The following is a 13316-nucleotide window of genomic DNA, read 5'->3' as shown; positions in this document are numbered from 1 at the left end:
CGAGGAGAGACCGAGCGTATCCATCCGGGCGATCGCGCGAGCGGATGCGGCAATGGTCGAGCTTGGCGCATGGGTGCTCGGCTGCGCGCGAGGAACTACATACCTTGATCTCGATCAATCTCCGTGCTATTCGTGAACCATGATCAACGTCGTGCGCCGCTCCAACCGCAAACATACGACTCGCTGCAGCCGGGCCGTGGGAGGAGTCGTGCGCTAGGATTTCGACGACACGATCATTCCACCAGGCCCCGCCGGCATCGGACGGGGCCTTTTGTTTGGCCACGCTCCCTGCCGGCATCACCCAGCAGGAGCGACCGATGCCACCTCAGACCCACCTCACTGCCGAGATCGCGCGCAATGCCGCGCTGCTCGGCCTCGATCGTCCGATTGCCGTCGCGACCAGCGCCGCGCGCGACGTGCCAGCCGCGCCGCGTCCAGTTGCGTCCATCACGGTGCTGCGCGACGCCATATCCGAGAAGGACGCCGCCGCGCCGCCGGGCGCGCCAGGTCGGCCGGGCCTGTTCGCGCGACTCTGGCAGGCGTTTCAGGACGGCCGCCGGCTGCGGCGCATGCGGATCCAATTGGTCGATCTGAGCGAGGCGCAGCTGATCGATATCGGCGTCGATCGCGCCGACATCGAGCACATCGCCGCGTATCGCGCACTCGAGAAGCTGAAGGACAACACGGCGCAGCTGATGATGTCGCGCGGCGTGATGTGATTGCGACGTGCTGGATGTCCGGTGGCCGTCGCCGGGGCGGATCTGCATGATCTGCTCTGGCGCGGCCTGCTGAGATCACGCGCGTCTTTGGAGGGCTCGCTGGCTGCCACAGCGTCATTGCGAGCGCAGCGAAGCAATCCAGGATCTTTCCGCGGGAGAGACTCTGGATTGCTTCGCTGCAATCGCAATGACGGAGGAGAGATCCGGCGCGTCTCTCCACCACCATGTGCGCAGGCGGATCGGTGCGGCGGTGATCGCGCGCGTCGCAAATGGCGGCTCACGCCGAGTCGCGTTTCGCGCTATCATGCACGACACCCAAGGGAGCATGAGGCGCGAGGATGAGGCGGCGCATGACGCAGCATATCGGCATCGTCGGCTGCTCGGCCGAGGGCGCGGCACTTTGCTATCGCACGATCTGCAAGGAGGGGACCGACCGGCTCGGGCCGCACGCCCATCCCGAAGTGTCGATGCACACGCCGTCGCTCGCCGACTACGTCGCCTGCCTGGATCGCGGCGATCTCGCAGGGGTCGCCGAGCTGATGCTGACCTCGGCGCGCAAGCTCGCCGCGGCGGGAGCCGACTTCCTGATCTGTCCCGACAACACCATCCATCAGGCCCTGCCGCTCGTCCTGCCGCACTCGCCCTTGCCATGGCTGCACATCGCCGACGAGGTCGCGAAGGAGGCGGTCAGACGGGGCTTCCGACGGATCGGCATCACCGGCACGAAATGGCTGATCGACAGCAATGTCTATCCCGACAGCCTCCGTGCGCACGGCCTGAATTTCGAGCGTCCTGACGATTCCGACCGGATCGCGGCGAACCGCATCATCATGGACGAGCTCGTCCAGGGCCGCTTCGCGCCGTCATCGATCGCCGCGTTTCAGGCGGTCATCGCGCGGCTCGCGGCGCGGGGCTGCGACGCCGTCGCGCTCGGCTGCACCGAGATCCCCCTGATCATCGACGACGCCAACTCGCCCCTGCCGACGCTCGACTCGACGCGATTGCTGGCCCGCGCCGCGCTGTCACGGGCGATGGCGTCCTAGTCCTCCGCGCAGAGACTGCGTGATCGGAACGCGATCATGCCGGAACTGCCCGCCGCCGCCGGCGTTTGTCCCGGGCCCAAGGAGGAGCCCCGATGACCAAGCTGATGTTTGCCGTTGCCGTGTCGCTGACCGTTCTGCCGTCGCTCGCTCTGGCCCAGGGCCATATGGGTACGCCGCAGGAGCAGAAGGCGTGCGCGCCCGACGCCAAGCGCTTCTGCCGCAGTCAGCTCGGCGACGATTTCGCGGTCCAGAACTGCCTGACGCAGAACCGGCAGAAGCTGAGCAAGCGCTGCTCGGCGGTGTTCCAGAGCCATGGCATGTAGTGCGTCGCGCGCCCTTACGCGGCGCGGACCTTGCGCAGGAACTTCTCCAGCTCATCCTTGAGATGATCGCTCTCGCGTGACAGCGAGTGCGCCGACGCGAGCACCTGCGAGGAGGCCGAGCCGGTGGCGTCGGCACCCTTGCTGACCTCGCCGATATTGCCGGCGACGCGGGCGGTGCCGCCCGCGACTTCATGCACGTTGCGCGAGATCTGGCCGGTGGCGGCGCCCTGCTGCTCGACGGCGGCGGCGATGCCCGCCGCAATCTCCGAGATCTGCTGGATGGTGCCGCCGATCTGCTTGATCGACGCGACGGAGGCCTGCGTCGCGTTCTGGATGCCCTCGATCTGCTGGCCGATCTCCTCGGTCGCCTTGGCGGTCTGCGAGGCCAGCGCCTTGACCTCGGAGGCGACCACCGCGAAGCCGCGGCCGGCTTCGCCGGCGCGCGCCGCCTCGATGGTGGCGTTCAGCGCGAGCAAATTGGTCTGCGCGGCGATCGAGGTGATCAGCTTCAGCACGTCGCCGATGCGCTCGGCGGTGCGCGACAGCTCGCTGATTCCGTCGTCGGTCTGCTCGATCTGGCGGACCGCTTCCTTGGCGATGCTGGTGGATTCCGTGACGCGGCGGCCGATCTCGTGGACGGAGGACGTCATCTCGCCCGCGGCCGATGCGACCGACTGCACGGTCGCCGAGACCTGGCCGGAGGCGGCGGCGGCGCCGGTCGACAGCTGCTGGGTCTGCTCGGCGGTCCTGCTCAGCGTGTTTGCCGAGACCTCGAGCGTGCGTGCGTCGGCATGCACCTTGTTGATGATCTGCCCGACGGTGGATTCGAACTCGTCGGCCATGCGCTGCATGACGACGTGCTGCTCGGTCTTGGCGGCGTCGAGATACACCGAAAGCGCCAGATCCATGTCGATCATCGCCGCCTTGGTGATCGCCGCCTGCAACGCCGCCTTCTTCTCGCGCGCGGCCTGGCCGGCGAACCAGCCGTCCGGCAGCTCGGTCTCGATGGCCTGCTGCAAGCCGGTCACGATCAGCGAATAGCCGGCGATGTACCAGCGCGGTTCCAGCCCCATCCGGTTGTGGGCCTGGCCGATCCGCGTCACCGACTTTACGTAGTCGCCGTCGAACTTGGCCGTCGCCAGCGACATCCAGTGGTCGAGCTGGGCCTTGTGGGCGTGCCGCATCGCGGCCTGGCTGGCGAACATCTTCGCCAGCGACGGCACCTTGCCGACATGGGCATAGAACTTGTCGAGCAGGCCGGGCAGCACCTTGCCGATCAGCGGCCGCAGCTCGCGCAGATGCTCCCGGGTCGCGGTGTCGATGCCGATGAAGTCGAGACGGGATTGGAGTGTCGTCAGATCGGTCATCGCTGGTCCGCCGGTCAATCTACGCAAGGGGAGGCCGCGCTGCGGGGTGCCTCGTTACCCCAGGATTGCACGGGTTTGGTTGATGGTTCCTTACGGCGGGAACCCGAATTTCAACTGGGCGGAGAATGTTACCGGAGGGCCGTCGATCGGGGGAAAGCCAGTCCTGGCCAATAAAAAACGGGGCCGAAACGGCCCCGTCGAAGTCGTATCGTCCGCGATCTTGATTCAGCGCTTACTTGATCTTGGCTTCGCGGAATTCGACGTGCTTGCGCGCGACCGGGTCATACTTCTTCTTGACCATCTTCTCGGTCATGGTGCGCGAATTCTTCTTGGCGACGTAATAAAAGCCGGTGTCGGCCGACGACACGAGCTTGACCTTGATGGTGACCGCTTTGGCCATGTCTTGAACCTCTGCAATGGAATCGGGGGTGGACGCCGGCCAAAGAGGGGGCGCCGTTGGCCGGCAACCTACCCAGCCAGCCCCCAAAGTCAAGGTTGCCGGGCCAGATTCTAAGACTGCCTGGCCGGGAAGAAGCGGTTTTCCGGCCGGGGCAGGCCGAGATTGTCGCGCAAGGTGGGGCCCTCGTACTCGGTCCGGAAGATCCCGCGGCGCTGCAGCTCGGGAATCACCTTGTCGACGAAGTCGCCGAGGCCGGCGGGCAGGAACGGGAACATGATGTTGAAGCCGTCGCAGCCGCGGCTCTCCAGCCAGTCCTGCATCTGGTCGGCGATGGTTTTCGCCGAGCCCACGAAGGCGAGCCCGCCATAGCCGCCGACGCGCTGCGCCAGCTGCCGGACCGTCAGCTTGTCGCGCGCGGCGACGTCGACGAGGCGCTGCCGGCCGCTCTTGGAGGCATTGGTCTCGGGAATCGGCGGCAGCTGGCCGTCCGGATCGAAGCCGGAGGCATCGGTGCCGAGGATGACCGAGAGCGAGGCGATGGCGCTGTCGTAGTGCACCTTGCTATCCAGCAAAGCGCGCTTCTCCTTGGCCTCCGCGTCGCTGTCGCCGACCACGACGAAGGCGCCGGGCAGGATCTTCAGATGCTCCGGGTTGCGGCCGACCGTCTCCATGCGGCCCTTGATGTCGGCATAGAGCTTCTGTCCATCCGCGAGGCTGCCGCCGCCGGTGAACACGGCCTCCGCCGTCTCGGCCGCGAGCTGCTTGCCGTCCTCCGACGCGCCGGCCTGCACGATCACCGGCCAGCCTTGCACCGGGCGGGCGATGTTCAGCGGTCCGCGCACTTTGAGATATTTGCCCTTGTGGTCGAGCACATGCATCTTGTCGGGATCGAAGAACAGCCCGCTCTCGACGTCGCGCACGAAGGCGTCGTCGGCGAAGGAATCCCACAGGCCGGTGACGACGTCGTAGAACTCGCGGGCGCGCCTGTAGCGCTCGGCATGCTCCATGTGATCGTCGAGGCCGAAATTCAGCGCCGCATCCGGATTCGAGGTGGTGACGATGTTCCAGCCCGCGCGGCCGCCGGAGATGTGGTCGAGCGAGGCGAAGCGGCGGGCGACGTGATAGGGCTCGTCGAAGGTGGTCGATCCCGTCGCGATCAGGCCGATGTTCTCGGTCACCGCCGACAGCGCCGACAGCAGCGTGAACGGCTCGAACGACGTCACGGTGTGGCTGCGCTTGAGCGCATTGATCGGCATGTTCAGCACGGCCAGATGATCGGCCATGAAGAAGGCGTCGAACTTGCCGGCCTCGAGCTTGCGGATCAGTTGCTTCAGGTGGCCGAAATTGAAGTTCGCATCCGGCCAGGCGCCGGGATAGCGCCACGCGCCGGTGTGGATCGAGACCGGGCGCATGAACGCGCCGAGCTTGAGTTGACGAGGGGCCATGAGGGGCATCCGAGGATGGTTGATCTCCTGAGCAGATAGGAACTCGCGCGATCCGCGTCAGCACGCGGCGGCAGAACACGATTTCGTTTTTGGAGCCGTGCGTAGCACGCTCATTCTGTCATGAGGCAACGCAGGTCACCCAGCAAGGGGTGTCGTCCCGGCCTTGAGCCGGGACCCATACTCCGTGAAGGACGTTTGAGGCAGCAAAGTCTCGACTATCGGGGCCAAAGAGAGATTCCGCGACATGGGTCCCGGCTTTCGCCGGGACGACTCCGCTTGTAGGAACGACACCGCTTGTAGGAGCCCCACCGCGCGTCTCATGACCTGCCGAACGGACTAATGCCCCCGTGCACGTGCGTCGAAGGCGGAGAGCACGGCAAGCGTCATCGCGGTGACGCCGGTCTCGATCGTCGGCTTCGGCACCGGTGCGAACAGTGGCGAGTGGTTTGAGGGCAGCGGAGGGCCGCCATTGCGGGCGGCGGCGACGCGGTCAGAATCGTAGACACCAATGTTGAAGAACATCGAGGGCACGCCGGCCTTGACGTATTCCGAATAGTCCTCGCTCGCCGTGCCCGGCGGCGACGTCCTGAACTTGTCGCCGAACGCGGCCTTCAGCACCGGCTCGGCCGCGGAGACGACCGCCGCATCATTCATGACGGCCTTGGCGCCCTCGGCGAGATCGATGTCGGGCGGCGCCGCGCCGGCCATCATGGCCACTGCTTTCGCCGTCCGCTCGACGCCGGCGAGGATCTTGGCCCGCACTTCCGGCTTGAAGCTCCGGATCGTGCCGACCACGACGGCGTCGTCCGGGATGATGTTGCCGGCGGTGCCGCTGTGGATCGCGCCGACGGTGACGACGCCGAACTCGGTCGGGTCCTTCTCGCGGCTGATCACGCTCTGCACGTCGACGACGAAGCGGGCGGCCATCATCACCGGATCGATCGTGGTCTGCGGCGCCGAGCCGTGGCCGCCGCGGCCATGGAAGCGAATGAGCAGGCCGTCCTGATTGGATGAGCCGATACCGACGCGATACGAGACGTAGCCATGGCCGAAGCCGCCATCATGCAGGGCGAAGCCGACGTCGGGCTTCGGAAAGCGGGTGAACAGCCCGTCGTCGATCATGGCCTTGGCGCCTGCCACCGTCTCCTCGGCCGGCTGCGCGATGAACATCAGCGTGCCCTTCCACTTGTCCTTCAGGCCGACGAGCGTCCTGGCCGTGCCGATCCAGCTCGCCATGTGGACGTCATGGCCGCAGCTATGCGCCACGAAGGTCTCGCGCCCGTTCCAGTTGGCCTTGTCGCGACTCGCATAGGGCAGGCCGGTCTTCTCCTCCATCGGCAGCGCATCGAGCTCGGTGCGCACCATGATCGTCGGGCCATCGCCGTTGCGATAGAGCGCGACGAGGCCGGTCTTGCCGACCTTTTCCGTCACGTCGAACCCGAGCGCGCGCATCTCCTCGGCAAGCTTGGCCGCCGTCTTCACCTCCTGAAACGCAAGCTCGGGATGGGCGTGCAGATCCTTGTAGAGCACGTCGAGCGCGGGATAGTCGCGTTCGAGCGACGCGGCGATGCTGCTCTTCAGGGTGGGGACGTCGAGCTCGGCATGAGCCGGCATTGTGGGAAGAGCGAGCAGAGCAAGCGACGCGAGCAGACGACTGAAAGACCGCTTCATGGATTGGCTCCCAATGACGCAGTCAGTCTAATACCGTTTGCCTCATCCGCCCAGCACGTCCTTCTGCATCTTGCCGCCGTAGAAGTGGAAGAACGGCACCGGGGCGTCGTGGCGCAGCGGGCCGGTGGCCAAGCGCTTGTCGAGTTCGTGGAGCACGTTCTTGGTCATCGGGTGCAGGTCGGCGAGCGGCTTGGAGCCGAGCTCGACCCAGACCAGTTCGACCAGCTCGGCATCGGCATGAATGACGCCGTCGACGCGGTGGGTGATGGCGGAGGCATCGGCCGTGAAGAAGCGGGTGTCGAAGCGCTTGATGCGGCCGGGCGGGGTGATGGCGCGGGCGATCAGGAACAGGCCGGAGGGATCGGGCAGCAGGCCCGCTTCAGCAAAGGGCGTCCAGGGCCCCTCCAGCTTCGGGGCGGGGCCGTCGACCTTGCGTCCGAGGCAGAGGCCGGTTTCCTCGCAGGCCTCGCGGATCGCAGCGACGGCCAGCGATTTCGCGCGCGACGCCGATGTCTGCGGCTTGCCCTTGAACAGGTTGGCTTCGAGCTCGGCCGGCATCGGAGCGGCGACGGGGATGCGGTGATCTGATTTGTCGACGCGGCCGCCGGGGAAGACGAACTTGCCGGGCATGAACACCACCTTGTCGTGGCGCTTGCCGACCAGCACCTTCGGCACCGCGCCGCTGCGATCGACCAGGATCAGGGTCGCGGCATCGCGCGGCTTGGTGTAGGGGTGGTGGTCCGCTTCCTTCTCGGCGGGCTTGCCCGCCGGCGCGCTGGTCGTCTGTGCCGTCTCGCTCATGTCCTCCCCGCTTTTTCTTGTTAGTTGCGTCCGATTGATCGCTTACACCGGCGGAATGCCTTCGGCCGGGGTGTCGTCGAAGCCGTGCATGCGCAGCGCCCATTGCAGCCCGACGACGGCGCCCTTGACCGGCTGGATCAAGGCCAGCGAGGAGATCAACGTCACCGGCAGATACACCGCGAGCTGCAGCGCGATCGGCGGCGCGTAGTTGGTTTCCACCGACAGCACCAGCGGCACGATGATATGGCCGACGATGACGATGACGAGATAGGCCGGCAGATCGTCGGCGCGATGGCCGGAGAAATCCTGGCCGCAGCAGTTGCACTTGTCAGCGACCTTGAGGAAGGCGCGGAACAGCTTGCCCTCGCCGCAGCGCGGGCAACGCCCGAGCATGCCGCGCTTCATCGCGGTCCACACGTCGCGCTTCTCGGCGAGGCCGGTGTCGCGCGTCCAGGTTTGCGGCAATACGCGGGGCGTTGGGCTCATGGCGTCCATGATTGGCCTTTCTTAGAGGTACCGGGCTTGCGTTTTGCGCTTGCCTTCTGGCTTTTCTGGCGGCTTTTTTCTTTATGCTTGGGACGAGCCTCGGATTTGGCCCGCGTTGCCTTGGCTTTCGCCTTGACGGTATTCTTGCGCCTCGGCCCCGCGCCGCGCGGATGCCGCGACACCAGCACGTCGGCCTGTGTCAGCAGCTCGAACCGCAGCGCGCCGGCCACCGGCTGAGCTTCTACCAGACGCACGTCGACGACGTCACCCAGCCGGTGCATGGCACCGCTGCGCTGGCCGATCAGCGCGTGCCTGACCTCGTCATAGTCGAAATATTCCGTGCCGAGGGTTCGGATCGGAACCAGGCCGTCGGCGCCGGTGTCGTCGAGCTTGATGAACAGGCCGGCGCGCGTGACGCCGGAAATGCGGCCCTGGAAGGTGGCGCCGACGCGGTCGGCGAGGTGATGGGCGATCAGCCGGTCGGCGGTCTCACGCTCGGCCTTCATCGCCCGCCGCTCGGTCACCGAGATCTGCGCCGCGACTTCCGCCAGATGATCCGGCGTCTCGCTGTCGGGCAGGGCGCCGTCGCCGAGGTTGAGCGCTCGCAGCAGGCCGCGATGCACGACGAGGTCGGCATAGCGGCGGATCGGCGAGGTGAAGTGCGCGTAGCGGCGCAGATTGAGGCCGAAATGCCCGTAATTCTCCGAGGAATACTCGGCCTGCGCCTGCGAGCGCAGCACGACCTCGTTGACGAGTTGCTCGTAGTCCTGGCCGGCGACCAAGGTCAGCACGCGGTTGAACAGCGACGGCCGCAGCGCGCCCGACTTGGCGAAGGGCACGTCGAGCGTCTTCAGGAAGTCCTGCAGCGCATGCACCTTCTCCACCGTCGGCTCGTCATGCACGCGGTAGATCAAGGGCAATGCCTTCTTCTCCAGCGCCTCCGCCGCGGCGACGTTGGCGAGGATCATGAACTCCTCGATCAGCCGGTGCGCATCGAGCCGCTCCGGCACGACGACGCGGTCGACGGTGCCGTCCGGCTTCAGCAGGATCTTGCGCTCGGGAAGGTCGAGGTCGAGCGGATCGCGCGCATCGCGGCCGCGCTTGGCGACCTCATAGGCGGCGTAGAGCGGCTTGAGGATCGGCTCGAGCAGGGGACCCGTCACGTCATCCGGCTTGCCGTCGATGGCCGCCTGCGCCTGCGCGTAGGAGAGCTTGGCGGCCGAGCGCATCAGCACGCGATGGAACGAGTGCGAGCGCTTGCGGCCATCGGCGCCCATCACCATGCGCACCGCGAGCGCGCCGCGCGCCTCGCCCGGCACCAGCGAACACAGATTGTTGGAGATGCGCTCGGGCAGCATCGGCACGACGCGGTCGGGGAAGTACACAGAATTGCCGCGGATCAGCGCGTCGCGATCGAGCGCCGATCCCGGCCGCACGTAATAGGCGACGTCGGCGATCGCGACGTGGAGGATGAAGCCCCCGACATTGTTCGGATCGGGATCCGGCTCGGCATGAACCGCGTCGTCGTGGTCCTTGGCATCGGGCGGATCGATCGTGACCAGCGGCAGCTCGCGCCAGTCCTCGCGGCCCTTCAAGGTCGCGGGCTGCGCCGCTTCGGCTTCGGCGATCGCAGCCTGTGAGAACGCCATCGGGATCTCGTGGGCGTGGATCGCGATCAGGCTGATCGCCTTTTCGGTCGCGACCGAGCCGTGGCGCTCCTTCACGCGGCCCGCGGCCAGGCCGTAGCCGCGGCCGCGCACGAGGTCGACGCTGATGAGATCGCCGTCCTTCGCCTCCTTGGTGTCGCCAGGGGCGATCGACAGCTCACGTCCCGCCTGCTTCTTGTCGACGGGGATCAGGCGGCCGCCGCCGTTGGGCGTGCTCTTGAAAATGCCGAGCACGCGGTTGCGCGCCTGGTCGAGCACCTTCAGCACGCGGCCGCGATAGGCGATGCCCTCGGCATCACTGATCGGCTCGACGCGGATGAGCGCGCGATCGCCGACGCCGGCGGTGGCGCCGGGCCGGGCGTGACGCGGGGTGTGGATGCGGATGCGCGGCGGCTCGGACTGCTCGGCCTCGTCCCACTCGGCGGGTTTTGCGATCAGCTCGCCATCGCTGTCGCGGCCGGTGATGTCGGCGACCAGGGTCGCCGGCAGGGTTGCGGGCTCGACGACCTTCTTGAGGCCGCTCTTCTTGACGGTGCCGTCGGCGACGAGCTCGCGCAGCAACTGCTTGAGGGCTGCGCGATCGGCGTTCTTCAGGCCGAATTCGCGGGCGATGTCCTGGGTGCCAACCTTGCCCGGATTGGCGCGGATGAAGGCGACGATGGCCTCCCGCGGAGGGAAGCCGATGTCGCGCTTTTTGGTCATTTTCTCATCCGCGGGCCTTGCCGGCGCTCTTCTTGGGCGTGGCCTTGGTCGCTGGCTTCGCCGATGTCTTGGCGGCCTTGGCAACCGGCGCACGCGCCTTGCTGGTGGAGTCTGATTTCGGCTTGGCCGCGGCCTTCTTCGCAACGGCCTTCTTCGCCGGCTTCGGCGAGTCGTCGTCGCCGCCGGCCTTCGGCTTGGCGGCGGCCTTGGGCTTGGCTGCCTTCTTTGCCGCCTTTGGCTTACCGCCGCCCTTGCTTCCCGTCTTGGCGGCGCGCTCGTCGATCAGCGCGATCGCCTCCGCAAGCGTGATCGTGTCCTTTTCCTTGTCGCCGGGAATGGTGGCATTGACTCCACCAGCGGTGACATAGGCGCCGTAGCGGCCGGCCTTCACGGCGACCGGGCCGAGCGACGGATGGTCGCCGAGCGCCTTGCCGGGATCGGCACCAAAGCGCTTGCTGGGACCCTTGGCGACCTTCTCGGCGATCAGCGTGACCGCGCGGTTGAGGCCGATGTCGAAGACTTCGTCGCCGGCTTCCAGGCTCGCATAGGTCTTGTCGTGCTTGACGAACGGCCCGAAGCGGCCGAGGCCGGCGGTGATCGGCAGGCCCGTCTCCGGATGCTTGCCGATCTCGCGCGGCAGCGACAGCAGCTTCAGCGCCAGATCGAGATCGACGTCGGAGGGCTGCGTGCCCTTCGGAATGCCGGCGCGCTTCGGTTTCTCGCCTTCGGCATAGTCCTTCTGCTCGCCGAGCTGGATGTAGGGCCCGAACCGTCCGGCCTTGACGGCGACCTCGAGGCCCGACTCCGGATCCTGGCCGAGCATGCGATCGGCCGCGGCCTCGCTGTCGGCGGCGAGCGGCCGGGTGTAGCGGCACTCCGGATAGTTGGAGCAGCCGACGAAGGCGCCGAACTTGCCGGCCTTGAGATTGAGCCGGCCGGTGCCGCAGGTCGGGCACTGCCGGACGTCACCACCGTCTTCGCGCGGCGGATAGATGTGCGGACCGAGCATTTCGTCGAGCGCGTCGAGCACCTGCGCCACGCGCAGATCCTTGATCTCGTCGACGGCGCCGATGAAGCCGGTCCAGAAATCCTTCAGGACCTGCTGCCAGGCGATCTCGTTGTTGGAGATGCGGTCGAGCTGCTCTTCGAGATCCGCCGTGAAATCATACTCGACATAGCGGCGGAAGAAGTTTTCCAGGAAGGCGATGACGACGCGGCCCTTGTCCTCGCCATGCAGCCGCTTCTTCTCGAGCTTCACATAGCCGCGTGCCTTCAGCACATCGAGGATCGAGGCATAGGTCGAGGGCCGGCCGATGCCGAGCTCCTCCATGCGCTTGACCAGCGAGGCCTCGGAGAAGCGCGGCGGCGGCTCGGTGAAGTGCTGGGTGACCGCGAGGTTCTGGCGCTTCAAGGCCTCGCCCTGGCTCATCTGCGGCAGGCGGCGGCTGTCCTCGTCCTCCTCGTCGTCGCGGCCCTCCTGGTAGAGCGCGAGGAAGCCGTCGAACTTGACCACCTGGCCGGTGGCGCGCAGCTCCAGCGTGCGGCCGCCCGCCTTGGCGACGATGTCGACGGTGGTGCGCTCCAGCTCGGCGGACTCCATCTGGCTCGCGATGGTGCGGGTCCAGATCAGCTCGTAGAGCTTGGCCTGGTCGTCATCGAGCCGCTTGCGCAGCTCGGCCGGCTTGCGCGACAGGTCGGTCGGGCGGATCGCCTCGTGGGCCTCCTGCGCGTTCTTGGCCTTGGTCTGGTACTGGCGCGGGCTGTCCGGCACGTATCTGTTGCCGTAGATCTCGCCGATCACCTTGCGCGCCTGGGTGATCGCCTCGGGCGCGATCTGCACGCCGTCGGTTCGCATATAAGTAATGAGTCCGGTGGTCTCGCCGCCGATGTCGATGCCCTCATAGAGCCGCTGCGCGATGCGCATCGTATGCGCGGGGGCGAAGCCGAGCTTGCGGCTCGCCTCCTGCTGCAGGGTCGAGGTCGTGAACGGCGCCTGCGGATTGCGCCGCGCCGGCTTGGCGTCGACGGTCGCGACCGAGTAGGTCGCGGCGTTCAGCGCGTTCTTGAAGTCTTCGGCTTCCGCGCCGGTGCCGATGTCGAGCCGCTGGATCTTCTTGCCGTCGGCGCCGACGAGGCGGGCGTCGAAGGTGTCGCCGCGTGGCGTCGCCAATGTCGCAATCAGCGACCAGTATTCGCGCGGGACGAACTTCTCGATCTCGAGCTCGCGATCGCAGACGAGGCGCAGCGCCACCGATTGCACGCGGCCGGCCGAGCGCGCGCCCGGCAGCTTGCGCCATAACACCGGAGAGAGGGTGAAGCCCACGAGGTAATCGAGGGCGCGGCGCGCCATGTAGGCGTCGACCAGTGCGCCGTCGATCTGGCGCGGGTTCTTCATCGCCTCGGAGACGGCCTGTTTGGTGATGGCGTTGAAGACGACGCGCTCGATCTTCTGATCCTTGAGCGCGCGCTTCTCCTTCATGACCTCCAGCACGTGCCAGGAGATCGCCTCGCCCTCGCGATCAGGGTCGGTGGCGAGAATCAGGCGGTCGGCGCCCTTGAGCGACTTGGCGATGTCGTTGAGTCGGCCGGCCGCCTTGGGGTCGACCTCCCAGATCATCCGGAAATTTTCTTCCGGATCGACGGAACCGTTCTTCGCCGGGAGGTCGCGGACATGGCCGAAAGAGGCCAGAAC

Annotated in this window: 11 protein-coding genes; 3 read left to right on the top strand and 8 right to left on the bottom strand. The window is 66.9% G+C overall.

The features are described from left to right. Nucleotides 1-317 precede the first annotated feature (317 nt). The 3 genes from BRAS3809_RS03785 (at nucleotide 318) to BRAS3809_RS03775 (ending at nucleotide 2085) form a co-directional block, all read left to right on the top strand. Nucleotides 318-719: a DUF1127 domain-containing protein gene (locus BRAS3809_RS03785; RefSeq protein ID WP_008960782.1), complete on the top strand. Its 402-nt coding sequence runs from the start codon at nucleotides 318-320 to the stop codon at nucleotides 717-719. Nucleotides 720-1069: 350 nt separating this feature from the next. After that, the gene (locus tag BRAS3809_RS03780) at nucleotides 1070-1762 is read left to right on the top strand and encodes an aspartate/glutamate racemase family protein (protein ID WP_008960781.1); all 693 of its coding nucleotides are present in this window, start codon (nucleotides 1070-1072) and stop codon (nucleotides 1760-1762) included. 92 nt (nucleotides 1763-1854) lie between these two features. Next, nucleotides 1855-2085: a hypothetical protein gene (locus BRAS3809_RS03775; protein ID WP_008960780.1), complete on the top strand. Its 231-nt coding sequence runs from the start codon at nucleotides 1855-1857 to the stop codon at nucleotides 2083-2085. Between the two features lie 14 nt (nucleotides 2086-2099). Here BRAS3809_RS03775 and BRAS3809_RS03770 read toward each other — a convergent pair whose 3' ends face one another. The 8 genes from BRAS3809_RS03770 to topA form a co-directional block, all read right to left on the bottom strand. After that, nucleotides 2100-3452 (bottom strand): globin-coupled sensor protein, encoded by a 1353-nt coding sequence (locus BRAS3809_RS03770; protein ID WP_008960779.1) that lies wholly within the window; start codon nucleotides 3450-3452, stop codon nucleotides 2100-2102. Nucleotides 3453-3684: 232 nt separating this feature from the next. Continuing rightward, complete coding sequence (gene rpmG, locus BRAS3809_RS03765; protein ID WP_008960778.1) at nucleotides 3685-3852, bottom strand: 50S ribosomal protein L33; 168 nt, start codon at nucleotides 3850-3852, stop codon at nucleotides 3685-3687. A 110-nt stretch (nucleotides 3853-3962) separates the two neighbouring features. Then, nucleotides 3963-5297 carry an LLM class flavin-dependent oxidoreductase gene (locus BRAS3809_RS03760; protein ID WP_008960777.1) on the bottom strand — a complete coding sequence of 445 codons (1335 nt, stop codon included), beginning with the start codon at nucleotides 5295-5297 and terminating at the stop codon, nucleotides 3963-3965. 336 nt (nucleotides 5298-5633) lie between these two features. Further along, the gene (locus tag BRAS3809_RS03755) at nucleotides 5634-6968 is read right to left on the bottom strand and encodes an amidohydrolase (protein ID WP_008960776.1); all 1335 of its coding nucleotides are present in this window, start codon (nucleotides 6966-6968) and stop codon (nucleotides 5634-5636) included. 42 nt (nucleotides 6969-7010) lie between these two features. Beyond that, nucleotides 7011-7769 (bottom strand): NUDIX hydrolase, encoded by a 759-nt coding sequence (locus tag BRAS3809_RS03750; RefSeq protein ID WP_008960775.1) that lies wholly within the window; start codon nucleotides 7767-7769, stop codon nucleotides 7011-7013. A gap of 42 nt (nucleotides 7770-7811) precedes the next feature. Continuing rightward, on the bottom strand, nucleotides 7812-8255 hold the full coding sequence (locus tag BRAS3809_RS03745) for a DUF983 domain-containing protein (RefSeq protein ID WP_008960774.1): 444 nt from the start codon (nucleotides 8253-8255) through the stop codon (nucleotides 7812-7814). Continuing rightward, nucleotides 8252-10624, bottom strand: a complete 2373-nt coding sequence (gene rnr / locus BRAS3809_RS03740) for a ribonuclease R (protein WP_008960773.1) — start codon at nucleotides 10622-10624, stop codon at nucleotides 8252-8254. The genes BRAS3809_RS03745 and rnr overlap by 4 nt, the downstream gene beginning before the upstream one ends. Before the next feature lie 4 nt (nucleotides 10625-10628). Continuing rightward, the coding region (gene topA / locus BRAS3809_RS03735) for a type I DNA topoisomerase (RefSeq protein WP_052523344.1) at nucleotides 10629-13316 on the bottom strand (2688 nt) is incomplete at its 5' end.

The sequence above is a fragment of the Bradyrhizobium sp. STM 3809 genome (assembly GCF_000239795.1).
Classification (GTDB): domain Bacteria; phylum Pseudomonadota; class Alphaproteobacteria; order Rhizobiales; family Xanthobacteraceae; genus Bradyrhizobium.
The sequence above is the reverse complement of the archived record's forward strand: the minus strand, read 5'-3'. Positions and strand labels throughout refer to the sequence as shown.